Raw genomic sequence first — 25,388 nt, 5'->3', positions numbered from 1 at the left:
CTCCGAGGAGTCGAATGCAGATGCCGAGATCGTCAGGTGTGAAGGTCCCGTACGGAGAGGCGGTACACCGGCACGGTGTCGACCGCCTGCTGCGTTCGTACCGCGCGATTCCGGTCGACGCGCCCGTGCGACTCGCCAAGAAGACGTCGAACCTCTTCCGAGCGCGCGCCGCGGTGAACGCGCCCGGACTCGACGTCTCCGGTCTCGGCGGGGTCGTCTCCGTCGATCCGCAGGCCCGCACCGCCGACGTCGCCGGGATGTGCACCTACGAGGATCTCGTCGACGCGACCCTGCCCTACGGTCTCGCTCCGCTGGTCGTCCCGCAATTGAAGACCATCACGCTCGGCGGCGCCGTCACCGGACTCGGCATCGAGTCGACGTCCTTCCGGAACGGTCTCCCCCACGAGTCGGTGCTCGAGATGGACATCCTCACCGGGTCCGGCGAGATCGTCACCGCCCGCCCCGAGGGCGAGACCGCCGATCTGTTCCACGGCTTCCCCAACTCCTACGGTTCCCTCGGGTACGCGACGCGCCTGCGCATCGAACTCGAACCGGTGAAGCGGTACGTCGCGCTGCGGCACCTGCGGTTCGACACGATCGCCGACCTACAGTCCGTCCTCGCACGGATCGTCGACGAGCGCACCTGGGACGGCACATCGGTCGACTATCTCGACGGGGTCGTCTTCTCGGCAGCCGAGAGCTACCTGACGCTCGGCACGCAAACCGACGAGCCGGGACCCGTCAGCGATTACACCGGGCAGGACATCTACTACCGGTCGATCCAGCACGTCTCCGTCAACCGCCCCAAGGAGGATCGACTCACGATCCGCGACTATCTGTGGCGGTGGGACACCGACTGGTTCTGGTGCTCACGCGCGTTCGGCGCCCAGAATCCGAAGATCCGTCGACTGTGGCCGAAGCGGTTGCTGCGCAGCAGCTTCTACTGGAAGCTCATCGCCCTCGATCACAAGTATTCGGTGGCCGACCGGATCGAGGCACGCAAGGGCAATCGCCCCGCGAGCGTGTCGTGCAGGACATCGAGGTTCCGCTCGAGCGCACCCGGGAGTTCGTCGAATGGTTCCTCGACGAGATTCCCATCGAACCGATCTGGTTGTGCCCCTTGAAGTTGCGCGACACCGAGTCGTCCCCGGAGGGCCGGCGGCCGAGCGCCTCGGACGCCCAGCGGCCGTGGCCGCTGTACCCGCTCGAACCGAAGCGCGCCTATGTGAACATCGGGTTCTGGTCGTCCGTTCCCATCGTGCCCGGCGCCGAGGAAGGCGCCGCCAACCGGTTGATCGAGAACAAGGTCGCCGAACTCGACGGGCACAAATCGCTCTACTCGGATTCCTACTACTCGAAGGACGAGTTCGAGAAACTCTATTACGGCGGTGGTGAATACCCCGCCCTCAAACAGAAATACGACCCTCGGTCCCGTCTACTGGACCTCTTCTCGAAGGCGGTGCAACGAAAGTGACCATTTTCAAGGCCGAGAACGATCGACCCACCGAGGACAAGCTCGCCCTCGCCCAGATCGTCGAGATCGTGACCGGCGGCGACATGCCGCTGCGCTTCACGGCCTACGACGGCTCCGCGGCGGGCCCGGCGAACTCCCCCTACGGCCTGCACCTCGCATCACCGAAGGGCGCGACGTACATCGCCACGGCTCCCGGCGATCTGGGCATGGCCCGGGCCTACATCTCGGGTGATCTCGAGGCGAAGGGCGTGCATCCCGGCAACCCCTACGAGTTGCTCGCTTCGCTCGGCGACCTGCACTTCGAGCGTCCCCCGGCACGCGTCCTCGCGCAGATCGCCCGGTCGCTCGGCACCGAACTGCTCAAGCCGATCGCGCCGCCGCCGCAGGAGCACCTGCCGCGCTGGCGCCGGATCGCCGAGGGTCTGCGCCACTCGAAGTCGCGCGACGCCGAGGTCATCCACCACCACTACGACGTGTCCAACGAGTTCTACGAGTACGTGCTCGGACCGTCGATGACGTACACCTGTGCCGTCTTCGAATCCCGGAACCAGAACCTCGAGGACGCCCAGGAGAACAAGTACCGTCTGGTCTTCGAGAAGCTGCGGTTGAAGCCGGGCGACCGTCTGCTCGACATCGGTTGCGGCTGGGGCGGAATGGTGCGGTATGCCGCTCGGCGCGGCGTGAAGGCCCTCGGCGTGACGCTCTCCGAGGAGCAGGCCGAGTGGGCGCAGAAGGCCATCGTCGAGGAGGGTCTGAGCGACCTGGCCGAGGTCCGGCACTCCGACTACCGCGACGTGACCGAGGGCGGGTTCGACGCCATCTCGTCGATCGGCCTGACCGAGCACATCGGCGTCGCCAACTATCCGGCGTATTTCCGGTTCCTCCACGACAAGCTGCGTGCCGGTGGTCTGCTGCTCAACCACTGCATCACCCGGCCGACCAACAACAGCCGGGTCAAGGCGGGCGGTTTCATCGACCGGTACGTCTTCCCCGACGGGGAACTCACCGGCTCGGGGCGCATCATCACCGAGGCGCAGAACATCGGCTTCGAGGTGATGCACGAGGAGAATTTGCGCGAGCACTACGCCCTGACGCTGAAGGGTTGGTGCGAGTACCTCGAGAAGCACTGGGAGGCGTGCGTCGCCGAGGTCGGTGAGGGCACGGCACGCCTGTGGGGCCTGTACATGGCCGGCTCCCGCCTCGGCTTCGAACGCAATGTGGTGCAGCTGCACCAGGTGCTGGCGGTCAAGCTGGGCGACGACAAGAAGCCGCAGACGCCGCTACGGCCCTGGTGGGTCGCCTGACCTCACCCGGTTTCATCGCATATCTTGGACGCGTGTTGCCGGATCTGGACCCGAGACCGCTCCCGAGCCGCCGTCGGTCGGCTCGGGAATCGGATTGGGATGCCATTCGTGCCTGGACGGACGACAAGTACATGCGGTTCGATGTACGGCCGACGGACCGCACAGCCGTCCCCGCATCGTCGATGTTCTCGGTACCGATCCACGACATCACCATGACGCGGTTCCGCTACGGCGTAGAAGTCGATCTTCGGAATTTCGATTCCGACGCAGGAAACATCCTGGTGTTGACCACGATCCGAGGCAGGACACGTCATGCGACAGGAACATACGACGAGACCGAATTGGGTGCGGGCGAGACGTTCGTCGCCGACTGCAGTCGGGTGGACTATCGGCTCGACGCAGATCCCGACCATCTCCAACTCAACCTGACGATCCCGCACCGCTTCCTGTCCGATCTCGCCCTGCAGTGGTGGGGCTACGTTCCCGACGAACGACTGTGGAGCCACCAGTGTGCGGTCGGAGGGCCGGACAGTGCGTGGCTCGCCCTGCTCGACTACGCCACAAGGACGGCTTCGACCGCCCCGGACGCTGTTGCCGAGGGCAGAATAGGCCACAATCTCCAGGAGATGCTCGCCGCTCACCTGCTCGACGAGTGGGCTCGCTCGGCGGGCATCGACCTCACCGGGCCCGCGCCGGTTGCCGCTCCTGGATACGTGCGGCTTGCTGTGCAGTACATCGACGAGCATGCGAAGAATCTGCCCACCGTCGCCGAGACGGCATCAGCAGTGGGCGTCAGTGTCCGTGCCCTCAACGGTGCATTCAAGAAATATGTGGGGACCTCCCCGCGGGCGTATCTGGTCGAGCAGCGACTGCGTGGCGTCCGTCGCTCTTTGAGCGCGGGGTCTCCTTCGGTGTCGTCCGCGGCCCACGAATGGGGGTACGTCAACATGGGTGTCTTCGCCGCGGCCTATCGGCGCCGGTTCGGAGAGAACCCGTCGGAGACCTTGCGTCGAGCGCGCACAGGCTAGACGCGTCATTCTTGCCGATTGCAGATATCCCCTACCGATCACAGACGTACAGAGCCGATCACATGTCCTACCTTCCATGCGTGTCACGCATCACACCGGAAGGACGGACATGCACACACTGGATCTCTCTGCTTTGACAACGAGTCTCGACGACGCTCTGGACCACGTCACCGCTTTTCCCGACGGGCCCGCTCTGGTTCCCGGCGTTGCAGCCGCGGTCACGCGCTCGACCGGGTCCGTGTACGAGGGGGCGTCCGGCGTCCGCTCGTTGAGCGATGCCACTCCGATGACCACGGATTCGGTACTCGCACTGTTCTCCACCACCAAGGCGATCACCGGAACAGTCGTACTCCAGTGCGTCGAAGAAGGACTGATCGACCTCGATGCTCCGGCATCGGAATACGTGCCGGACATCGCGGATCTCTCCGTCGCAGAGGGTTTCGACGAGTCCGGAGTCCTGACGCTGCGCGCTCCCCGCACGCCGATCACCACCCGAATGCTGTTGCTGCATACTGCCGGACTCGGGTACTCGTTCTTCGACGACACCTATCACCGTCTCTCGGTCGCGGGCGTCCACCCGAGCGTGATCACAGCAACTCGTGCGGCGCTGCAGACGCCTCTGCTGTTCGAGCCCGGTACCCGGTGGAACTACGGATCCAACATCGACTGGGCGGGGCTCGTGGTCGAAGCCGTTCGCGGAAAGCGACTCGGCGACGTCATGACAGAACGCGTCTTCCGTCCACTGGGGATGAGTGACACCGCATTCACCATGACCCCCTCGATGCAGGAACGACGAGCAGAGATCCACCAACGCAGGGAGGACGGGACGCTCGTGCCGACCGGTCTGGTGCTGCCGCAGGAGCCCGAAGTGGATATGGGCGGTCACGGCCTGTACTCGACCATCGGTGATTACACCCGATTCCTACAGATGTGGTTGAACGACGGTGAGGGTGAGTACGGTCGAGTGTTGCGGCCGGAGACTGTGGCGAAAGCTGCGATCAGCGGTCTCGGCGACCTTCAGGTGACAATGCTCCCAGGAGTCGAGCCCGAGCTCTCGAATGACGCGGAGTTCTTTCCGGGCCAGCGGAAGACGTGGTCGTACTCCTTCATGGTCAACGAGGAACAAGCGCCCACCGGCCGCAGCGCAGGGTCCCTGAGCTGGGCGGGACTGGCAAATCTGTACTACTGGATCGACCGTCGTGCCGATGTCGCCGGAATCTGGGCAGCACAGGTGCTCCCCTTCGCCGACCGTGCCTCCGTCGGTGGATTCCTGGAGTTCGAGTCGCGCGTCTATCGCGCACTGGGCTGAGAAAGGGCTCCCGACGCCGTGGCGTCGGGAGCCCTTCCGTGCAACCGTCGTGTGCGTCAGCTGCGCAGCGACGCCGGCGGGGTGAAGCGTTCGCCGTACTTGGCGGCGAGTTCCTCGGCCCGCGCGACGAAGCCTTCCTTGCCACCCGGGTAACCGACGATGTACTGAGCGACACCACCGGTCCAGGCCGGGAAGCCGATGCCGAAGATCGAGCCGATGTTGGCGTCGGCGGTGGTCTCGAGAACACCCTCGTCGAAGCACTTCTGGGTCTCGATCGCCTCGGCGAAGAGCATGCGGTCGATCAGATCCTGCAGCGGCACATCGAGGGTCGCCTCGGTCTTGAAGTGATCGCGCACACCCTGCCAGATGCCCTGGCGCTTGCCGTTCTCGTCGTACTCGTAGAAGCCGGCCTTCTCGAGACGACCCGGACGGCCCTGCTCGACCATCCAGTCGACCACGTCGAGTGCGGGATGACGCGTGGTGCCGAGCTTGGTGTCGCCCTGCTTGGCGGCCTCCTCGGTTTCCTTCGCGATCTTCTGCATGAGCTTCATGTTCAGCTCGTCGGTCAGCTGCAGCGGCGGAGCAGGGTAACCCGCCTGCGAACCGGCCTGCTCGATGGTCGCGGGCTCGATGCCCTCGCCGAGCATGGCGATGGCCTCGTTGACGAAGGTGCCGATCACACGCGAGGTGAAGAAGCCGCGACTGTCGTTGACGACGATCGGGGTCTTGCGGATCGCGAGCGTGTAGTCGAACACGCGGGCCAGGGCCTCGTCGGAGGTCTTCTCACCCTTGATGATCTCGACCAGAGGCATCTTGTCGACCGGCGAGAAGAAGTGGATACCGATGAAGTCCTCGGGACGCTTGACGCCGGTCGCGAGACCGGTGATGGGCAGCGTCGAGGTGTTCGAGCCGAGCAGCGCGTCGGGATCGACGATGTCTTCGATCTCCTGGAACACCTTGTGCTTGAGCTCGGTGTTCTCGAACACCGCCTCGATGACGAAGTCGACGCCCGCGAAGTCGGCGGGGTCGGCCGTCGGCGTGATGCGGTCGAGCAGAGCCTTCGACTTCTCCTCGGTGGTCTTGCCACGCGAGAGAGCCTTGGCCTCGATCTTCTCCGAGTAGTTCTTGCCACGCTCGGCGGCCTCGAGGGTGACGTCCTTGAGGACGACCTCGTAGCCGGCCTTGGCGGAGACGTAGGCGATGCCGGCGCCCATCATGCCCGCACCGAGAACGCCGATCTTCTTGATCTCGCGCTTCGGCACGTCCTTCGGACGCGAAGCGCCCGAGTTGATGGACTGCATGTCGAAGAAGAACGCCTGGATCATGTTCTTCGCGACCTGGCCGGTGGCGAGTTCGACGAAGTACCGCGACTCGATGGTCGACGCATTGTCGAAGTCCACCTGCGAGCCCTCGACGGCGGCGGCCATGATGGCGCGCGGAGCCGGCATCGGGGCGCCCTTGATCTGCTTGCGCAGGTTCGCGGGGAAGGCCGGGAGGTTCGCGGCGAAGGCCGGGCTGGAGGGGGTGCCGCCGGGTATCTTGTAGCCCTTGACATCCCACGGCTGGACGCCGCCCTCGGGGTTGGCCTTGATCCATTCCTTGGCGGCCGGAACGAGTTCCTCGACGCTGCCCACGACGTCGTGGACGAGGCCGATCTCCTTGGCCTTGACCGCGTTGTACTTGTTGCCCTGCAGCAGAACCGAGAGCAGCGCCGTCTGGATGCCGAGCAGGCGCACGGTGCGGGTGATGCCACCGCCACCGGGGAGCAGGCCGAGGCTGGCCTCGGGCAGACCGATCTGCACGCCCTTGACATCGGCGGCGATGCGGTGATGCGTCGCGAGGGCGATTTCGAGGCCGCCACCGAGAGCCGCGCCGTTGATGGCGGCGACGACGGGCTTACCGAGGGTCTCGAGACGACGCAGGTCGGCCTTGATGCCCTGAACCTCGTCGAACGCGGCCTGCGCGTCGTCGGGGCCGATCGCGATGATGTTACGCAGGTCGCCGCCGGCGAAGAAGGTCTTCTTCGCGGAGGTGATCACCACACCGGTGATGGAGTCCTGCTCCTCGTACAGACGGTCGACGGTGGCCTTCATCGACGCCTTGTACAGCTCGTTCATCGTGTTGGCGCCCTGGTTGGGATCGTCGAGTGTCAGCACGACGATGCCGTCGGCGTCCTTATCCCAGGAAATCATGTTGTCGCTCACTGTTTTTCGAATTCCTTCCGGTGTCAGACGCGCTCGATGATGGTGGCCACACCCATGCCGCCACCGATGCACAGGGTGACGAGGGCGCGCTTGGCTCCGCGGCGCTCGAGCTCGTCGATCATGGTGCCGGTGATCATGGCGCCGGTGGCGCCGAGCGGGTGGCCCATCGCGATGGCGCCGCCGTTGACGTTGAGCTTCTCGTCCGGGATGTTCAGGTCCTTCTGGAACTTCAGGACGACGGAGGCGAACGCCTCGTTGATCTCGAACAGGTCGATGTCGTCGACCGTCAGGCCCGCCGAGGCGAGAACCTTGTGCGCGGCCGGCGTGGGGCCGGTGAGCATGATCGTCGAGTCGGCACCGGAGGTGGCCGTGGCGACGACGCGGGCACGCGGGGTCAGACCGAGATCCTTGCCGGCCTGCTCGGAACCGACGAGCACGAGTGCCGCGCCGTCGACGATGCCCGAGCTGTTGCCGCCGTGGTGGACGTGATCGATCTTCTCGACGAAGTGGTACTTCTGCTGCGCGACGGCGTCGAAGCCGCCCATCTCACCGATGGTCGCGAACGACGGCTGCAGCTTGGCGAGGCCCTCGAGGGTGGTGTCGGGGCGCATGTGCTCGTCGTGATCGAGGATCGTCAGACCGTTCTGGTCCTTGACCGGCACGACCGACTTGGAGAAGTAGCCGCCCGACCAGGCTGCCGCGGCGAGCTGCTGCGAGCGCAGTGCGTAGGCGTCGACGTCCTCGCGGGTGAAGCCCTCGATGGTCGCGATGAGATCGGCGGAGATGCCCTGGGGAACCAGGTAGCTGTCGTAGTTGGTGGCGGGATCGAGCATCCACGCGCCACCGTCGGAGCCCATGGAGACACGCGACATGGACTCGACGCCGCCGGCGAGAACGAGCTCGTCCCAGCCGGAGCGGACCTTCTGCGCAGCCATGTTGACGGCCTCGAGGCCCGAGGCGCAGAACCGGTTGATCTGCACGCCGCCCGTGGTGGCCGGCAGGTTCGCGATGGTGACAGCGGTGCGGGCGATGTCGGCACCCTGATCGCCGACGGGGCTGACGACACCGAGGATCAGGTCGGAGATGCGGTTCTCGTCGAGATCGGGGAATCGAACACGCAGCTCGTCGATCAGGCCCGTAACCAGGGAGATCGGCTTGACGGAGTGCAGCGAGCCCGTCTTCTTGCCTCGGCCGCGTGGTGTTCGGATGGCTTCATAGATGAATGCCTCGGTGGTCACAGTGCGCAGGTTCCTTCCCGTGCTTGCGGAGCGACGGCACCCACGGCCCTGCAGAGGGCCGCCGTGCCCAACCTCCCCCACGGTAGAAGCGGGCACCCCTCGACCGTAAGGACCGAAGCGATCGGTGTCCGTGACCGAACCGAACGTCCGCAAACCCGTTACGGGACCACCGCCGCCCGCAGGTGCGGCCCCGCATGCACGACTTCTCGCAGCGCATCGAGGGGGACGGGGGTGTCGACGAGCTCGTCCCACGGGTAGACGGCGACCGTGCGGGACAGGAACGCCACGGCCTCGCGCAGGTGCGCGGGTTCGTAGTTGTGCACCCCGCTGATGGTGAGCCACCGGCGCACGATCGCCTCCGGATCCACGGGAACGGCGGGACCGGGCGCCACCGAGCCCGCGAGCACGAGGTGCCCGCCCACATCGAGGCGCGACACGAGCGACGCGATCGCGTCCGCCGAACCCGAGAAGTCGAGAGCGATATCGGCAGGACCACCGTCGTCGAGAACCGCGCCGAACCGTTCGGCGCGTGCCGCGCGCTGCGGGTCGATGTCCACGATCGTGACGTCGGCGCCGGCTTCAGCACACATGGCGACCGCCGTGACGCCGAGCATCCCGGCCCCGCACACCACGACCCTGCGGCCGTCGAGATCGCCGGCCGTCTCGACCACCGCGACAGCCGTCGCGGTCGCACACGAGGCCGGAGCTGCGACGACGTCGGGCACCGCGGCAGGGACGGGCACGGTCGTCGCGCCCGCGGGCAGCACGATGTACTCGGAGTAGGTACCCGACAGTGGCCACGGGCCGGTGAACGGTTCGTGACCGACCTTCGTCACCGACCTGCACTTGGCCGTGCGTCCGGATCGGCACCGGTCGCAGTCGTGGCACACGCACGTCACGCTCCACACGATGCGCTCCCCCACCGCCGCGGAGGCGTGCGGACCGGCAGCGACGATCTCCCCCACCCCTTCGTGTCCGAGCACCGAGGGCGCCGGTCCGGGGCGGCGCCCGGACACGGTGTGCAGGTCGCTCCCGCACACCGTGGCGAGCCGGACACGCACGAGCAGCTCGCGGTAGCCGAGGACGGGTACCGGCACCTGCCGCAGCTCGAGGCCCGTCCCGGTCCACACCGCCGTACGGCTCACACGACCTTCGAGCGGATCCATCCCGACATCCTTTCGATGACGTACACGACGGCGAACACGATGACGACGATCGCACCGGCGAACTCGAAGTTCAGCGTCCGGACCGCTTCGAAGAGAAGGAATCCCACGCCACCCGCACCGACGACACCGAGGACGGTCGAGGTGCGGATGTTGACGTCGAGCAGGTACAGCGTCGACCCGACGACCGACGGAACCACCTGAGGGATCACTGCGGCGAAGAGAGTCTTCCACCATCCGCCGCCGACGGCGCGGACCGCGTCGAGCGGCCCGGCGTCGATCTCCTCGACCGCGTCGGCGACGAGTTTGCCGAGGAATCCGACGGAACCGACGGCGAGCGCACACGCACCGGCGACCGGACCGAGTCCGATGGCGGCCACGAAGATCACCGCGAGTACGAGTTCGGGGATCGCCCGCACCACGAGGATCACGGCACGAGCGGTGGCATAGACGGTGGGATGCGGAGACACGTTGTTCGCCGCCAGGATTCCGAACGGAAGCGACAGCACCGCACCGACGGCGGTGGCGACCGCGCCGATCGCGAGGGTCTGCAGCACCGCGTCGACGAGATCCGAACCCACCGCGGTGAAGTCCGGTGGAACGAGCCGTGTGAAGACCTCGAGGGACGGTCCGATCCAGGTGAACAGATCACGCGGATCGATACGGAGAGCGAACAGAGCGGCCGCCGTGGCCGCGATGACGGTGGACGAGAAGATGATACGCGAGAGACGTTCTCGTCCAGGGGCGTTCGCGGACGGAGTGAGCAGAGCGCGCCGGACGACGATGGCGACGACCTCCATCGCCGCGATGATCACCAGGATCACGCAGACGATTCCGAGTGCACGTGGATAGACCAGTCCGCGCAGTGCGTCCTGCAACGCGAAGCCGATTCCGCCGGCTCCGACGAAACCGAGGACGACGGAGGTTCGGAGGTTGATGTCGATCCGGTAGACGAAGTTGGCGGTCCAGGACGGGACGACCTGCGGCAGAACCGCGTTGATCATCTCCCGGACGTATCCGACGCCGGTGCTGCGCACCGCCTCCCTCGGACCTGCGTCGGTCTGTTCGATCGCGTCGGCGAACAACTTGCCGAGCATGCCTATCGAGTGGAGAGCCAATGCCAGAACACCGGGCAGGACACCGATTCCGAGTGCGCGGACGAACAGGACCGCAAACAGCAGGTCGGGCATGGCGCGGCAGAACGTGATGATCGCGCGGGCGACGCGGTGCAGCGCCGGATGCGGTGTCGTGTTGCGCGCAGCCAGGAACGCGAGCGGTACGGATGCGATCGCCGCGAGGACGGTGCCGAGCACCGCCATGAGCAGCGTCTCGAGGGCGAGCACACCGATACGGCCGGGGTCGTCGAGCCGCGGCGGCAGCATGCGTTCGATCAGGCCGGCCGTCGAGTCGAGCCCGTCCAGCAAGGTTGTGGGAGCGAAATCGATGTACGCGGCCGACGCGACGACCACGACCGCGACGACGGCCCAGCCGGCGGTGATCGTCCGCCGACGGTCACGACCGGCGTCGTGGGGCCTCGTCTCCGTGCGGGCCGGGGTGAGGATGCTCATGCCGACCGTGCTCCGAGAGAGCCGGAGGCAGGTTCGACGCGCTGGTAGATCTCCATGGCCTCGTCGCGGGAGAGCCCGACCGCCGGGCGATCGAGCACCTTACGACCGTCCCGCAGGCCGACGATGCGGTGTGCCCAGCCGAGTGCGAGGTCCACCTGGTGCAGCGTGCACACGACGGTGAGCTTGTCTTCCATGCATACCCGGAACAGCAGATCCATGACCACGCCGGCGTTCTCCGGATCGAGGGAGGCGACGGGTTCGTCGGCGAGCAGCACCGTGGGCCGCTGCATGAGGGTCCGTGCGATCGCGACGCGCTGCTGCTGGCCTCCCGACAGGGTGTCGGCACGCCGGTCCGCGAGGTCGGCGAGACCGACCCGGTCGAGATGCTCCCGCGCCTCGACGCGCATGGTCTTCGGGTAGGTGAGCGCCCCGTAGCGGGGCAGCGACAGTCTGCCGAGCCCTCCGATGAGCACGTTCTCGAGGCAACTGAGCCGTCCGACGAGATTGAACTGCTGGAAGACGAATCCGACGTCCTTGCGCAGCGACCGCAGCTCGCGGCGCGACGCGAGGTCGACCCGTGTACCGGAGACGTCGATCCTGCCCTCGGTGACGGGGTGCAGACCGTTCAAGCACCGGAGGAAGGTCGACTTCCCCGAGCCCGACAGACCCAGCAGGACGACCAGCTCGCTGCGGTGCACGTCGAGATCGACGCCGGACAGCGCGGTGGTGGTGCCGAATTCCTTGGTGACGCCGCGGGCGGAGACGACGAGGTCGTCGCCGGCGACCTGGTGGGTGGGATCGATGCTCATCGTCAGCCCTTGCACTTCTCGGATTCGGTGATCTCGCAGACGTGGCGGACCCCGTCGTAGTCGGCGTCGGTCGCAGTCACGACACCCCAGGCACGTTCGTCGGTGATGCGGCATTCGCCGTCGCAGTATCCCTGGGCGAGCAGGTAGTCGGCGTTGCCCTTCTCGGTGAGGATGGCGGCGAGTCGTTCGGTGACCTCGGTGCCGAGGGAGTTGTCGGCGACGAACAGGGATCCGGCGATCGTCTCGGATTCCCAGACCTTCTTCAGTTCGCCTTCCCGGAGGTCGCCGCTCTCGATCATCGTCCGGTCGACCATGGTGTCGAACGCGAAACCGGCGTCGCAGTCGCCCGCTGCGATCGCCAGGGCGGAAGCGTCGTGCCCACCGGCGTAGACGGGGGTCAGACCGGCGACGAGATCCTGCTCGGTTCCCGACTCGACGACTCCCGCTTCGATGAGTCCTGCCGAGGGGTACAGGAATCCGGACGTCGAACCGGGATCGACGAAGCACACGTCCTTGCCGGCGAAGTCTTCGATGCTGTCGATTCCGGAGTTGCCGGACTGCGTCAGACCGTAGGAGCGGTAGCCGGGCTCGGCGTCCGGGTCCTGGACGACGGCACCGAGCGGAGTGGTGTCGGCGCCGTTGAGTTGCGCCACGACGTACGCGAAGGGACCGAAGAAGGCGAGGTCGACGTTGTCGGCGATCATGCCCTCGACCACACCCGCGTAATCGGAGGCCTGGACGAACTCGACGGTGGATCCGGTCTCGTCCTCGAGCATCGTCAGCAACGGCTCGTAACTCGATTTCAGATCGGACGAGTTCTCGGCGGGAATCGCACCGAGCGTGATGGTTTCGGGAAAGCCTTGTTCGTTGAGCGTGTCGGGATCCGAACCGCCGCAGGCGGTCAGAGCGAGGGTGAGACCGGCGGCGAGACCGGCGGAGACGGCGGCTCGGCGAGACGACAGGGAACGCATGGGAAGGGTCCTTCGAGTCGGCAGGTCAGGAGAGGATCAGGGCGGGCAGAGCAGCGATCGAGTCGAGAACGTGGGTGGCACCGGCTTCGCGGAGTGTCGCCTCGTCGTGGGCTCCTGTGCGCGTGCCGGCGACGACGGACGCTCCGGACCGCAGACCCGAGAGCACGTCGCCGGCGGTGTCACCGACCACGGCGATCTCGCGGACGTCGTCGGTGCCGGTGCGCAGCAGCGCGGTGAGGATCATGTCGGGGTAGGGACGACCGCGACCGGCGTCGGCGGGCGTGAGGGCGATGTCGGCGAGGTCGCGCCAGCCGAGTGCGTCGAGTAGCCGGTCCTGGGTGGAGCGGCTGAATCCGGTGGTGAGTGCGACTTTCACGCCTGCCTCGCGCAGTTGCGTGATCGTCTTCTCCGCGCCCGGAATCGCGGTGACGTCCCCGGCGTCGACGAACCGTTCGTAGGCGCGTTCGAAGGCGTCGTTGGCGATCCGGGCGCGCTCGTCGCTGCCGAACAGGGCGCGGAAGACGACGATCTTCGACTGTCCCATCGTGTCGAGGACGTATCGGCGCGCGTCGTCCCGCTCGGGGCCGCTCTCGGGAAGGCCGACGGCGGTGGCCGCTTCGTCGAAGGCGCGGACGACGAGTCCGTCGTCGGCGACGGTGGTTCCGGCCATGTCGAGCACGGCCAGTCGGATGGTGGTCATGATCTTCTGCTCCAAGGGTTTCGGGAGTCGGTCAGAGTCCGAGCAGGTCGGCGGTCTCTTCGCCGAGATAGGGGCCGAGTGTCATACCGCGGCCACCCGGACCGGCGACGACCCACACGTCCTCGTCGGCCTTCGCGCGGTGGACGAGCGCGGTGGGATCGGTGCACTGGCTGTAGACCCCTGCCCAGCGCCGGACGACGGGCGGCAGACGGCGACCGAGGAGTTCTTCCGTGACGGCGGTGAGATGGTCGTAGGGTTCCTCGTCGACGTCGAAGTCGAACGGTTCGTCGTAGGCGTGGGTGTCTCCGATGGTCAGGCCGCCGTGCAACCGTTGGACGCACAGCAGCTGCATGCGGTGTTGCTCTGCGACGGGGCGTTGCTGTTCGGCGGCGGTGAGATCGTCGAGGGCGGTACCGGCGAATCCCGGGTAGTAGCGGAGACTGTCGCCGTCGGCGATCGAGGTGGTGAGCGGTTCGTCCAGTGGCGCGGTCTGCATCATCTGCAACCGGACCCGGCGCAACGGCAGGTCGCCGGCGAGATCGCGGGCCAGGCCACCGAGTGTCGCGCCGGGGCAGGCGAGAACGAGATCGACCTCGTGCACGACACCGTGATCGTCGCGTACCCGGACCGTCCCGTGCGGTGTGCGGGAGACGTCCCGGGCCTCGGTGGACGGCAGGAACCGGTAGCGGCCCGACGTGGCGAGATGTTGCCGGATCGCCGGAAGCGCGATGCGGGACTCGACGGCGGCGTCGGTACCGCAGTGCAGTGCGGCGACGAATTTCCCACGGAGCGCAGGGTTGACATCGCGCGCTTCGTCGGCGTCGAGAAGTGTGAATCCTCGTCGGCCCGCGTCGTCACGCGCGACGGCCTCCTCGGCGACGGCGACCTCGGCGGCGGTGCGCAACAGCGTCAGTGAGCCGTTCGCCCGGAAGCCGACATCGGGCACGCGCGCGCCGAGGTCCTCCCACAGTTCCCGGGACCGGAGGGTCGCGTCGAGTTCACCGCGCGTGCGGCCGGAGACCCAGACGAGACCGAAATTGCGCACGGTGGCACCGCGCGCTTCCGGTTCGCGTTCGAGATGCAGGACGTCGTGTCCGCGACGGACGGCGGCGTCGGCGTGTGCGGTGCCGAGGATGCCACCACCGATGATCAGGATTCGCATGGCTGCAACAGTGGGGCATGGTCTAGACCAGATGGGGGTGGTTCGGCGAACGCACGGTGAACAGTTGGTATAGACCGGAATTCGGTTACGCTGGATGTGTGGCCACCGTCGTTCGCGAAGCGCGCACCCTCAAGCACCAGGTCGTGCGCCGCCAGGTCGAGTGTCTTCTCGACCAGCTCACCGTGGGAGACCAGGTGCCCTCCGAACGCGATCTCGCCACCCGATTCGACGTCGCCCGCGAAACCGTCCGCCAGGCACTGCGCGAACTGCTCGTCGACGGCCGCATCGAACGACGGGGGCGCAGCACCGTCGTCGCCGGACCGAAGATCGTCCAACCCCTCGTCATCGGTTCCTATACCGAAGCCGCACTCCTCGAAGGACGAAGCGCGGGGCGTGTGCTGGTCGCGTGGACCGACCTCGTCGCCGACGACGAAACGGCCTGCCGCCTCGGCATCGAGGCCGGAGACCCCGTCCTCGAACTCGAACGTGTCCTGCTCACCGACGGGGTGCACGTCGGACTCGAACGTACCCGGCTTCCCGCACACCGCTTTCCGGAGCTGCGCCGGACGCTGGATCCGTCGTCGTCGCTGTACGCCGCGATCCGCGCCTGCGGGATCACGTTCGCGCGGGCGGTCGAGAAGATCGAGACCACACTGCCCGACGCGCGCGAAGCGGCCCTGCTCGACGCCGACACCCGCACACCCATGTTGTTGCTCGAACGGATCTCCTACGACGAGAACGACGTCCCCATCGAACATCGCCGCTCGCTCTATCGCGGCGACCGGATGTCGTTCGTCACGACCGTCACTCCCTGAGCAGCAGGTCGGTCGACGCCCAGGCCTGCTTCCCGCGCACGGACGATCGCGCTCGCCCGGTCGGATGCACCGATCTTGCCGAGGATGTTGGACACGTGGTTGCGCACCGTCTTCTGGCTGAGTATCAGTCGCCGGGAGATCGCCGCATTGTCGAGTCCGCGCGCCACGAGATCGAAGATCTCCCGTTCACGTTCGGTCAGATCCGGGAAGGCGGCCGCAGTGTTGCGGGATGTCGACACCGCCGCAAGGGCTTTCGCGGCGACCGCCGCGCCGACGATCATCTCCCCGGCGGCCACCGCCCTGATCGCCCGTTCGACCCCCGACGGATCGGCCCCCTTGACGAGATAGCCGGAGGCACCGGCGCGGATGGATGCGACCAGGATGTCCTCGTCCTCGTGCATGGTGACCATCAGGATGCGGGTGCCCGGGACCTTCCGGAGAATGCTGCGGGTCGCGTCGATCCCCGAGCCGTCGCCGAGTTCGATGTCCATGAGCACGACGTCGATGTCGGCGTTCACGCCTTCGAGTGCCTCCCCTACCGAACTGGCCTGGCACACCACGTCGATCCCGTCGAGGGTTCCGAGGAGCGCGGCCATACCGAGGCGGAAGACGGGATGGTCGTCGACGATCGCGACGCGTATCACCGGGTTGTCGCTCTCGACTCGGACCAGGGTAGCCGCGCGCGCACCACGACACCGCGCGGTTCGCCGGATTCGATGCCCACCGTCCCACCGACCTCCCGGGCCCGTTCACGCATGCTCGGCGTGCCCACGCCGACGCGTGCGTCGGCTGCGAGTCCGCTCCCGTCGTCGACGATGTCGAGTGCCAGAACGTCGCCCTCCGCCGCGACCCGCACCGTGCACTCGTCGGTACCGGAATGCCGCCGGGCGTTGATGATCGCCTCGGAGGCGATGCCGTATGCGGCCCACGCGACAGGGCCGGACATCCCGGCCGGGAGGTCGGCCTGCAGGTGGACGCGGAATCCCGCGCGGGCGTGCGTGATCACGAGCTCGTCGAGGGCTGCGGTGAGACCGAGTTCGTCGAGGACCGGGGGCAGCAGGCTGCGCGAGAGTTCGCGGACACCGTCGACCTGGCGGTCGAGTTCGCGGAGCAGCTCGTCGACGAGCACGGCCGCGGCCTCCGGATCGGTGGTGACGAGATTGCGTGCCCCCTGCAGACCGAGCCGCACTCCGGCGAGCGACGGCCCGAGTCCGTCGTGCAGTTCGCGGCGGATGGTGCGGCGTTCCTCGAGCCGGACCTCCGTGAGGCGCCGGCGGGCGTCGTCGAGGTCCTCGGCCGACCGCAGTACCACCAGTCCGGCATCGACGACGGTCGCGAGTTCGGTCAGCGCCCGCCGGCTGCGGGCCCCGAGCGATTCACCCGGCGGTGCGGTGACGGCGAGGATCGCGTCGCCCGAGCCGACCGGCACCTCCTCGACAGGTCCCGAGGCGGTCCCCCAGCGCGCGATGACGTCATCCCCACGGCGCACCTCGACCGATTCGAGGCGCAGCGCGGTGCCGATGCCGGCGGCGAGTTCACCCAACAGCAGGTCGGGAGAATCGGCGCCGGCGAAATGCCGCCCGAGAATCCGTACGGCGCGCGCCGGGTCGACACCGTCGCCGTAGACGAGCCGGTGCACCCTCCGGCCGAGCCACATCCGCACCGGTTGCACAGCGAGGGCGACGGTGGTGGCCCCGACCGCCTGGGCGAACACCGATTCGTTCGGGAGCACCAGCGAGACCGCGACCGTCACCGCGAGATAGCAGGTGACGAGCACGGCGGTGAGACTGCCGGCGAGAGCGGCGCGTCCGACCGCGAGGTCGATGCCCCAGAGTCGTTGGCGCAACACGACCGCGAGGATCGCGACCGGATAGAAGGCCTGCGTCGCGAGGTGGAGCAGAGGGGTGAGCATCCACGGCACATCCGGCACCGCCAGCGGGATGTACGAGGCCGTCATGAGCGCACTGCCGAGAGCGAGCCATCCCATCCCGGATCGTTCGGCCGCCGGGGCGTGACGGCGGCGCCACTCGACGTGTCCGGCGGTAAGGAAACCTACGGCCACAACGGGTCCGACGAACCAGATGTCGGCGATGCCGGTGAACGTGCGCGCCCAGAAGAACCAGGCGATCGTCACGACACCGGCGAGAACCCCCGCTCGCGCCACCGGGCCGGCGGGACGATCGCGGACGAGCCACGGCACCACCAGGAACAACGCGAGCGTCCCGGGGATCCAGGTGGTGTTCTGCAGCGGCCCGAGGAATCCCACCGGAAGTTCGGGACGGACGAAGGCGAGCTCGGTCCAGCTGTAGGACACCGCTGCCAGGCCCACCCCGATCGACGCGACGGCCAGCAGGATCGGAACGGCATGGACGCGACGGGCGAGGATCACACCGGCGACCGTCCCGTAGACGGCGGCACCGACCACGTCCACGAGGAAGAACAGCTGGTCGGAGTCGAGTACGGGACGGGCCGCGACGAACACGACCACGGCCGCGACGGCGAGCAGCCAGGAGGCGACGGCCACGACGGCGGCGGGTACCGGAGCCCCGGTACCCGCCGATCCGTTCGCTGTGGCTGTGTCCTTCATGGTGCGGTGAGTATGCACCACTGTGTCCTTGATGCGGCAGGTATACGCCGCTGGGCCGCTCGCAGTGGTACTAACGTGCACGCCGGTCCGTGAGAGCGAACCCGACACCGGCCACCAGCACCCACACCGGGCCGGTGAAACCCGCCATGTACTGCAGCGGGGAGATGCCGAGGAGCAGCGTCAGGCCACCGAGAACGATGCTCGCCCAACCGATCCACCGAGGTGCCGCACGGTGACGCAGGGCTGCCACCGCGACCGCGACGCCGCTCACTCCGGCCCCGACCCACAGCCACGGGATGGTGCCCATCCAGTGCGAGGCGAAGACCGCGACCTCGGGCACCATCCGATCGGTGTTCCCGAGCCCGAACAGCAGCTCGGTGTCGAGCCCCGTGCCCATGAGTGTCGCGACCGAGGTGAGCACGAGCCCGAAGGCCGCGACCGTCGGCACGAGGCCGAACTCCGGAGTGCCCGCGCGCAGTCGGCGCTGCAGGCCCGCCGCGAAGACGAGCAGCAAGGCCGTCGACACCATCAACGTCAGGTGCATGACGAGCATGGCCGTGCGCTGCCCGGCGAACTCGGTCATGATCGCCGCCGCGTTGCCGGCGGTGCGCTCGTCGTACGCCGCACCCATGGCCATGCTCGCCTGGATGCCCACGACGCCGGCGAGTCCGGCGGCGGCACCCGTCCACGCCCAGATCGAGCCGGGGCCACGAGGGTCGGGGGTGATCGGCGTGAGAGGTTCGGTCTCGGTGCCGAGAGTCTTCATGAGGGTCCCTTCGGATCGGTGCGACGCCCTGCGCGTCGTGGAAGGAACGATCCGGCGCCCGGTGTCCCGGGTGGAAGGGACGGCCGTCCCGATCTTCCGGGACCACAGTTCGCGCTCTCCCGGGCAGGCGCCGTGTGCCTACCACAACCGAGGGGAGGTTGTGTGCGATTCTCCCGACGAAAACGCGCACAACCTCCCCTACGACCGGAGGATGTCGACGCGGACATCTCCGGGCTGCCGGATCCACGTCGCCCCGAATTCACTCAGGGATTTCGGGTGCGGCGCTCGTCTGCCGAATGAAGAGCGGCGACGGATGCGAAGGCCGCAGCCAGTACCAGTAACAACAGCACAACATTGAGTGTCATGGAATGTCCTTTCACGGGGCCGGGCGAATTTCCCCCGACTTCGAAACAGGCGCTCCCCTCTTCTATCCCATTTACGAGAAATATGCGAGTCAACGCATTTTCCACCGGCGAATTCGATACGTTCGCAATTCGAACGCCGCGGAATTCCGGGTCGAATATTCCGTCGGAGAATGCGGCGGATCAGCCCAGTGACCTGCGCCTCATGCGCGCCTGCCGACGGTGAGCAGTGCCCCGTCGGTTCCTAAGGTGATACGACGTGGCGGAAGCGAGCGGAGATCATCGGGTCGTCGACCTGCCGCTGCCCACACCCGCCCCGCTGCGGACGGCGATGCTGACGGTTCCCCGTCAGGGACGCCGGTGGCCCGGGGCCGCGCGTGCAGTCGCCACAGTCGCGGGGCCCGGTCTCGTGGGCGTCACTCTGGGATTCGGTGCCGTCTCCGCCGTCGCCACACTCGGCGCCTTCGCCGTCGTCTACGGCGAACAACGTCCCTATCGGGTACGTGCCCGGGTGGTCGCCGTCGTCGGCACGGTGCTCGTCGCGCTGGCGACGATCGGCGCCGCGGCCGGGTCGGTGGTCCACGACGCGGTGGCAGCCGGTGGGTCGGCGTGGTGGTATCTGCTGGTCGTCGCGGCGATGACCGCGACCGTCTCGGTGTGCGCGTTCGTCGTGGACGCATTGCGTATGGGTGCGCCCGGCGCCTTCCTGATGTTGTTGTCCCTCGAGATCGCCTCGGCTCTGCCCGCGTTGGGAGTGTCCGTCCCGGCGGTCGCGGTGTGGACGGCGATCGGGGCGGCGGCGGCCGTCGTGGTGTCCGTGTCCGGCGCCCCCTTCCGGCCACGGACCCCGGAACGCACCGCCGTGGCCGCGGCGGTCGCCGCCGTCGACGCGGTCTTCGAGGAGAACTCACCGGCTCATCGCCGCGCCGCCGTCCACGATCTGCACGTGGCCTGGCAGTGCCTGCACGACGCCGGCCTCGTCGGCTCGGGGCACCCCCTCGAACGAGCATTGCACGCCGCCCACGTTCGATGTGCGAAGACACTGCACGAACGTCCACGCGACGAAGCGGTCCCCGAGGACGACCTGCAATTGCAGCCGCCGCTGCGGCGACCCTCGGTGCGGTACCGCCTCGCGCGGGCCGCGCACCCGCGCAGTCGTTCGGCGACGATCGCCGTGCGCCTGCTCGTCGCGGGGCCGGTCGCCGGCACGACCGCGATCGCGCTGGGTGTCGGGCGCCCCGATTGGGCGGTCATCACGGCGGCGATGATCCTGCATCAGGGACCGGACCGGATCCTCGGCTCGTACCGGGCCGCGCACCGCTTCGTCGGCACCGTGCTCGGGCTCGTCCTGCTGGCCTGCCTGACGCCCTTTCATCCGAGCGGTGTCGCGCTCGTGGTGGTGCTGGCCGCGGCGATGGCCGGCACCGAGATGTTCCTGGTGCGGAACTACGGCCTCGCGATGGTCTTCATCACCCCGCTCGTCGTCGTTCTCGGCGGGCTGGGTACCCCCGGCGATCTGGTGACGGTCTCGCGCGACCGGTTCCTCGAGACCGTCGTCGGCGTCTGTGTCGCGCTGGCGGTGATGTGGGGCGTGCTGCCCCGGTCCCACCGCCGTGTCCTCGACTTCGCCGACGGTCGCGTCCGCGACGCCGTCGCCGGGATCGCCGCGTCGACGGACGTGGAAGAACTGCCCGAACTGCGCCGCGATCTGGAGTTCGATCTGCACGCCTCCACCACTGCGGCCGTCATCGCCGCGCACACCGAGCCGGCGTGGACCCGGCAGCGCTGGACCGAGCATCGCCGGCTCCACGAGTTCGGCTACCGGATCCTGACCCTGCCGGAACGACCGGGACCCTGAAGCAGGGACCCGGTCGCTTCCGCACGATGATGCGCCTTTCGTCAGAGCACCAACACTGCGAAGACGGTCGAGAGGATCAGTCCCGCCATCACCGGCAGGAAGCACTTGCGGGCGAGATCCAGCACCGGCACCCGGGCGAAACCGGCCACGGCGACCAGCGAGGACCAGGCGATGATGACGCCGCCGCCCGACCAGATGTTCCCCATCTGACCGATCGCCGCGAGCGTCGACGGGTCGACGTCGACGGCCGGGCCGAGAGCACCCGACAGCGCGCCGGTGAGGGGCAGTCCGCTGAATCCGGAACCGTCGAGTCCCGCGACCACTCCGATGAGCAGAATTCCGAACGAGGTGACGAAGGCGTTCTGCGGCAGATGTGCCTGCACCGAGGTCACGAGGTCGAACAGGATTGCCGGGCCCGCGGCGTCGGCGGACAGGCCGAGGATCGGGCCTGCGAACTCCGGGTTGCCGATGAAGAAGAATCCGGCGATCGGAAGGACGCAGCCCATGGCCTTGAATGCGAAGACCAGACCGTCGACGAGGTGATCCGAGGTGGTCTCGAGGAAGCTTCCCCGGTCGGTCGACGCTGCGGCGGCGAACAGGATCAGGGCTGCGATCCCGCCCACGATCGCGGCGGCCTCACCACCCTGCAGGGGCGGCACGACCTCGGTGAACTTGCCCAGCATCAGATAGACGATGAACGCGAGGTAGGCCAGCGGCACGAGCATCGCGAACGCCTTGGCGGTACCGCGACGCTCCTTCTCCGCCTCGGCGGGGTCGGCGACCGGCTCGGACGGAGCCACCAGCACCGCCGTGGCCGCCGTTGCCTGCTCGCCGCCACCACCGGGCCCGCCGGGACCGCCGGCCGGTTCGGGCCGGCGCGGAGGACGGGAGCCGCCTGCTCCACCCGAGGAGTCGTCGCCGCCACGGGTGTCACCGATGCCGCTGTCGGCTTCGGATTCCCATTCGACGAGCAGGTCGGCGGACGGTGCACGCCAGTGCCGCTTCTGGACGAAGTAGGTGATGAGCAGTGCCGTGACGCCCACGATCAGGGAGAGGACCAGCGCCTTGTCCGCGACGGAGTCGGCGTCGACGCCGGCGGCTGCCGCGGAGATACCGGGTGCGACCTTGATGATGTAGTCCGACGACAACGCCATGCCCTGACCGCAGATCGCGATGACCATGCCCACCGACAGCGGGGACATGCCGGCGCGGATCGCGACGGGGATGAGCACTGCGCCGACGAGGGGCACGGCCGGGGTGGGCCAGAAGAACAGGGAGATCACGTAGGTGACGGCGGCGAGGACGAGGAAGCTGCTGGTGCCCGCGCGCATGACGCGCCGGAACGGCGCGACCATCATCCGGTCCGCGCCGAGCTGGCGCAGCGCGCCGAGCATGGCCGTGACCATCGCGATGATGAGGAAGATGTTGAACAGTTCCTTCGCCGCGACGAGGCTCGCGTTGAAGATGGCCGACAGTCCCGTGACGATGCTGCCCGAGAACGTCAGTGCGGTCAGGAAGGTTGCGACGACTGCAGGAACGACGATGTTCTTCCGCAGGGCCATGGTGGCCAGGATGACGAGGATGCCGGCCAGGTAGACCCAGTGCGCGGCGGTGAGGTGTACGTCCAAGGCGTTTCCTTCGACAGGAGGGTGGAACGAGTCGGGCTGTGTTCGTGGACGGTGAATGGGCACTCGATGTATTGGGGGAACTTTCCGCTACGGCCCGTGCTCGGTCAACGAGAACGGTGCACAGTGACCGACACGCTAACTGTGCACTGTGTTCCACTTTTGCGATTTCGTGACGCCGAGTCGCTCGCATGTGAAAAATTGCTACGAACATGTGTCGCGAGCCCGGCGCCGGTCTCGCGATCTCGCCGAATGTGCACTCTGTCCCGGCCCGTCCGGATCCGATGTGCATCTCGACTCCGCGATGGCGATGCATCCGACGGTAGCGCAGTGCGACAGTGGTCCGACGGTACGAACCGTGCCGCGCACGTTCCCGAGGTTCCGGAGAGTTCGATGACCACTCGCACCGATACACCGGCAGCGCCGGCAACCGAAACGGATGCAGGCACCCCTACGGCCCTGTCCGCCCTGCTCGCCGGGACCCTCGTCGGGACACTGAGCAACAACATCATCAATGTCCCACTGCCACAGATTCTTTCCGACTTCGACGCAACCCTCGACGACGGCGCACTCCTGGCCGTCGGTTTCCTTCTCACTTTCGCTGCGGCGATGCCCCTCGCGGGGTACATCGGCGACCGATACGGCCGTCGGCGCGTCTACTGCGGCGCCCTGCTCGGCACCGCGATCTGCGCGGCCGGAGCGGCGACGGCGCCGACCCTCGAGATTCTCGTGGTCTGGCGCGCCCTCGGTGGACTCGCGGCCGCCGCCTTCGCACCGGCCGTCATGGGACTGATCGCGTGGCTGTTCGGCGCACACCGACGCGCACGCGCGGTGAGCGCGTGGGCCACCGTGAACGGACTCGGCCAGGCCGTCGGCCCCACCCTCGGCGGTTTCGTTGCGGGACAGTGGGGTTGGCGATGGGTTTTCGTCCCGATGATTCCGATTGCACTGATCGGACTCGCCGGAACGCTGCGCTGGATCCCGATCTTCCCCGGCCGCCGGATGACCCTCGACGTACCCGGCGCGATCGCACTGACACTCGGTTCCGCCGGAGTCGTGCTGGGGCTGAGCATGTTCGGACAGGCGGGGATCCCCACGTCCGTCGCGGGAATCGTGCTGGCGGTCTCGATCGTCGTACTCGTCGGTTTCGTCGGGCACTGCCTGCGCGCGACCGTACCGTTCGTCGACGTCCGGCTGCTGGTCGAGAGCCGGTTCGCGCGGAGCGCGGCCGCCGCCTTCGCGCAGATGTTCTGCCTGGGTGCGGCCCTGCTGGCCGTGCCGCTGCGGTTGCACGCGACGGGCGCGTCGACGGCCACGGCCGGGGTGATCCTGTTCGCGCTGCCCGCAGTGATGGCGGCCCTCGCCCCGGTGGTCGGCCGCACCGTCGATCGTGTCGGCGGACGACGGATGTTGCGGGCGGGACTGGTGGTGCTGCTCGTCGGTCAGGTCGCGCTCGCCGTCGTCCTCTCGGCGGACGAACCGCGCCTGTGGCTCGTCGCGACGGTCCTGGCGATCACCGGTGCCGGCATCGCCGCCGTGCAGACCCCTGCAGCGGCAGGATCGACGCGGTCACCGGCGGGTGAGCGCGGGACAGGGCTGGGGGTGTTCAACCTGATCCGTTTCGGCGGATCGGCCGTGGGGGCGGCGTGGGTGACCGTCGCGCTCGGCTCATGGACGGTGGGCCCGCTCTTCGCGGTGTGCGCCGTGGTCGTGTGCGCGGGGTTGGCCGCCTCGTTCCTGGGGACGGATCCGGAGGACACCGAACCCGTCTCCGATTCGACAGCCGTCAGCGGTAGTTGATCTCGTTCTCGACCGAGGTGCGCAGCCGGTCGAGGAGCTCGAGCCTGACGGCGAGCCAGGCCGTGAACTGGTTCTCCGGTATCCGGACGTCCATCGCCATCGCGCGGGAGATCCGGTCGAGCTTCGACAGCATCGTGTTGCGATGAACCGACAACTCCCGCGCCGCCGCATTGACGTTCCCGCCGGCCGCGAGATAGGCCGACAGCGTGTCGTAGAGGTCGGTGCCGGGCTCGAGCGCGCCGAGCACGTCGCCGACGAATCTGCGGCTCCGGTCGGTCTCGGCGACCAACTCGAGCACGCCGTAGCCCCGCAGATCGCGATACGCCACCGAACCCGACATCCCGAGCCGCTGCCCGATGCCGAGCGCCACGCGGGCCTGCCGGTAGCTCTCGCGGATCTGGTCCGCCCCGACGGCCGGAGCGCCATGGGCGACGGGCACCGGGCGCACGCGCCGGCGGGACAGATCCTGTGAGACCGCGTCGGCGTACTCGGCGATCTCGAGTTCGACATCGCGCGGGTCGCGGTAGCGCAGCGACCGCACCACGACCAGGACGTCGCCGATCACCGTGACGTACGAGCGCACCGACGGATGGGGCAGGACGCTGGCCGCGTACCGGGCCAACCGCAGCAGTCCGCCGGATTCGT

General features: G+C 67.8%; 19 protein-coding genes and 1 pseudogene. 7 read left to right on the top strand and 13 right to left on the bottom strand.

Features of this window, described 5'->3' with window-relative positions; all coding sequences use genetic code 11:
- The first annotated feature begins 14 nt into the window (after positions 1–14).
- From R1101_RS25690 to R1101_RS0102025, 4 genes and pseudogenes are all read left to right on the top strand, one after another.
- A pseudogene (locus tag R1101_RS25690) lies at positions 15–1,474 on the top strand (FAD-binding oxidoreductase).
- Entirely contained in the window at positions 1,471–2,778 is a 1,308-nt protein-coding gene (locus R1101_RS0102035) for a class I SAM-dependent methyltransferase (RefSeq protein WP_016931826.1), read from the top strand. Before R1101_RS25690 ends, R1101_RS0102035 begins: the two are co-directional and overlap by 4 nt.
- A complete protein-coding gene (locus R1101_RS0102030; protein ID WP_016931825.1) occupies positions 2,766–3,806 on the top strand; it encodes a helix-turn-helix domain-containing protein in 1,041 nt (346 codons plus the stop codon). Before R1101_RS0102035 ends, R1101_RS0102030 begins: the two co-directional genes overlap by 13 nt.
- Before the next feature lie 109 nt (positions 3,807–3,915).
- On the top strand, positions 3,916–5,115 hold the full coding sequence (locus tag R1101_RS0102025; RefSeq protein WP_026002786.1) for a serine hydrolase domain-containing protein: 1,200 nt from the start codon (positions 3,916–3,918) through the stop codon (positions 5,113–5,115).
- 56 nt (positions 5,116–5,171) lie between these two features.
- On the opposite strand, the gene R1101_RS0102020 is transcribed toward R1101_RS0102025, so the two are convergent.
- The 8 genes from R1101_RS0102020 to R1101_RS0101985 form a co-directional block, all read right to left on the bottom strand.
- Complete coding sequence (locus R1101_RS0102020) at positions 5,172–7,319, bottom strand: 3-hydroxyacyl-CoA dehydrogenase NAD-binding domain-containing protein (RefSeq protein ID WP_016931823.1); 2,148 nt, start codon at positions 7,317–7,319, stop codon at positions 5,172–5,174.
- A 23-nt stretch (positions 7,320–7,342) separates the two neighbouring features.
- Positions 7,343–8,557, bottom strand: coding sequence for an acetyl-CoA C-acetyltransferase (locus tag R1101_RS0102015; protein WP_016931822.1), 1,215 nt, complete (start codon positions 8,555–8,557; stop codon positions 7,343–7,345).
- 158 nt (positions 8,558–8,715) lie between these two features.
- The gene (locus R1101_RS0102010) at positions 8,716–9,723 is read right to left on the bottom strand and encodes a zinc-binding dehydrogenase (protein ID WP_016931821.1); all 1,008 of its coding nucleotides are present in this window, start codon (positions 9,721–9,723) and stop codon (positions 8,716–8,718) included.
- Positions 9,699–11,288: a phosphonate ABC transporter, permease protein PhnE gene (gene phnE / locus R1101_RS0102005; RefSeq protein WP_016931820.1), complete on the bottom strand. Its 1,590-nt coding sequence runs from the start codon at positions 11,286–11,288 to the stop codon at positions 9,699–9,701. Before phnE ends, R1101_RS0102010 begins: the two co-directional genes overlap by 25 nt.
- Positions 11,285–12,097 (bottom strand): phosphonate ABC transporter ATP-binding protein, encoded by an 813-nt coding sequence (phnC, locus tag R1101_RS0102000; RefSeq protein WP_016931819.1) that lies wholly within the window; start codon positions 12,095–12,097, stop codon positions 11,285–11,287. Before phnC ends, phnE begins: the two co-directional genes overlap by 4 nt.
- 2 nt (positions 12,098–12,099) lie before the next feature.
- The gene (locus R1101_RS0101995) at positions 12,100–13,068 is read right to left on the bottom strand and encodes a phosphate/phosphite/phosphonate ABC transporter substrate-binding protein (protein ID WP_016931818.1); all 969 of its coding nucleotides are present in this window, start codon (positions 13,066–13,068) and stop codon (positions 12,100–12,102) included.
- Positions 13,069–13,093: 25 nt separating this feature from the next.
- Complete coding sequence (locus R1101_RS0101990) at positions 13,094–13,768, bottom strand: phosphonatase-like hydrolase (RefSeq protein WP_026002785.1); 675 nt, start codon at positions 13,766–13,768, stop codon at positions 13,094–13,096.
- A gap of 31 nt (positions 13,769–13,799) precedes the next feature.
- Positions 13,800–14,930 carry a TIGR03364 family FAD-dependent oxidoreductase gene (locus tag R1101_RS0101985; RefSeq protein WP_016931816.1) on the bottom strand — a complete coding sequence of 377 codons (1,131 nt, stop codon included), beginning with the start codon at positions 14,928–14,930 and terminating at the stop codon, positions 13,800–13,802.
- A gap of 98 nt (positions 14,931–15,028) precedes the next feature.
- Here R1101_RS0101985 and R1101_RS0101980 point away from each other — a divergent pair, with 98 nt between their 5' ends.
- Entirely contained in the window at positions 15,029–15,745 is a 717-nt protein-coding gene (locus R1101_RS0101980; protein ID WP_016931815.1) for a GntR family transcriptional regulator, read from the top strand.
- Here R1101_RS0101980 and R1101_RS25685 read toward each other — a convergent pair.
- The 3 genes from R1101_RS25685 to R1101_RS0101965 all read right to left on the bottom strand — a co-directional run bounded on the left by R1101_RS25685 (position 15,700) and on the right by R1101_RS0101965 (position 19,098).
- A complete protein-coding gene (locus R1101_RS25685; RefSeq protein ID WP_016931814.1) occupies positions 15,700–16,389 on the bottom strand; it encodes a response regulator in 690 nt (229 codons plus the stop codon). The two genes, R1101_RS0101980 and R1101_RS25685, sit on opposite strands and share 46 nt — an antisense overlap.
- Entirely contained in the window at positions 16,386–18,332 is a 1,947-nt protein-coding gene (locus tag R1101_RS0101970) for a sensor histidine kinase (protein WP_016931813.1), read from the bottom strand. Before R1101_RS0101970 ends, R1101_RS25685 begins: the two co-directional genes overlap by 4 nt.
- A 70-nt stretch (positions 18,333–18,402) precedes the next feature.
- Positions 18,403–19,098 (bottom strand): hypothetical protein, encoded by a 696-nt coding sequence (locus tag R1101_RS0101965; RefSeq protein ID WP_016931812.1) that lies wholly within the window; start codon positions 19,096–19,098, stop codon positions 18,403–18,405.
- Between the two features lie 621 nt (positions 19,099–19,719).
- On the opposite strand from R1101_RS0101965, the gene R1101_RS0101960 reads away from it, so the two are divergent.
- Complete coding sequence (locus R1101_RS0101960; RefSeq protein ID WP_016931811.1) at positions 19,720–21,318, top strand: FUSC family protein; 1,599 nt, start codon at positions 19,720–19,722, stop codon at positions 21,316–21,318.
- Positions 21,319–21,359: 41 nt separating this feature from the next.
- Here the strand turns inward: R1101_RS0101960 and R1101_RS0101955 are convergent, their stop codons facing one another.
- The gene (locus R1101_RS0101955; protein ID WP_016931810.1) at positions 21,360–22,946 is read right to left on the bottom strand and encodes a hypothetical protein; all 1,587 of its coding nucleotides are present in this window, start codon (positions 22,944–22,946) and stop codon (positions 21,360–21,362) included.
- A gap of 327 nt (positions 22,947–23,273) precedes the next feature.
- On the opposite strand from R1101_RS0101955, the gene R1101_RS0101950 reads away from it, so the two are divergent.
- Entirely contained in the window at positions 23,274–24,743 is a 1,470-nt protein-coding gene (locus R1101_RS0101950; RefSeq protein WP_016931809.1) for an MFS transporter, read from the top strand.
- On the opposite strand, the gene R1101_RS0101945 is transcribed toward R1101_RS0101950, so the two are convergent.
- On the bottom strand, positions 24,730–25,388 hold a 659-nt coding region (locus R1101_RS0101945; RefSeq protein ID WP_016931808.1), incomplete at its 5' end, for a PucR family transcriptional regulator. The two genes, R1101_RS0101950 and R1101_RS0101945, sit on opposite strands and share 14 nt — an antisense overlap.

Source organism: Rhodococcus sp. R1101, from assembly GCF_000278445.1.
In the GTDB taxonomy this organism is placed as follows: Bacteria; Actinomycetota; Actinomycetes; order Mycobacteriales; family Mycobacteriaceae; genus Rhodococcus; species Rhodococcus gordoniae.
The sequence above is the reverse complement of the archived record's forward strand: the minus strand, read 5'-3'. Positions and strand labels throughout refer to the sequence as shown.

Coding starts and splice junctions, on each gene's coding strand:
- R1101_RS0101965 (WP_016931812.1), bottom strand. CDS start 19,098: ATGAAGACTCTCGGCACCGAGACCGAACCTCTCACGCCGATCACCCCC.
- R1101_RS0101970 (WP_016931813.1), bottom strand. CDS start 18,332: ATGAAGGACACAGCCACAGCGAACGGATCGGCGGGTACCGGGGCTCCG.
- phnC (WP_016931819.1), bottom strand. CDS start 12,097: ATGAGCATCGATCCCACCCACCAGGTCGCCGGCGACGACCTCGTCGTC.
- R1101_RS0101985 (WP_016931816.1), bottom strand. CDS start 14,930: ATGCGAATCCTGATCATCGGTGGTGGCATCCTCGGCACCGCACACGCC.
- R1101_RS0102010 (WP_016931821.1), bottom strand. CDS start 9,723: ATGGATCCGCTCGAAGGTCGTGTGAGCCGTACGGCGGTGTGGACCGGG.
- phnE (WP_016931820.1), bottom strand. CDS start 11,288: ATGAGCATCCTCACCCCGGCCCGCACGGAGACGAGGCCCCACGACGCC.
- R1101_RS0101990 (WP_026002785.1), bottom strand. CDS start 13,768: ATGACCACCATCCGACTGGCCGTGCTCGACATGGCCGGAACCACCGTC.
- R1101_RS0102025 (WP_026002786.1), top strand. CDS start 3,916: ATGCACACACTGGATCTCTCTGCTTTGACAACGAGTCTCGACGACGCT.
- R1101_RS0101995 (WP_016931818.1), bottom strand. CDS start 13,068: ATGCGTTCCCTGTCGTCTCGCCGAGCCGCCGTCTCCGCCGGTCTCGCC.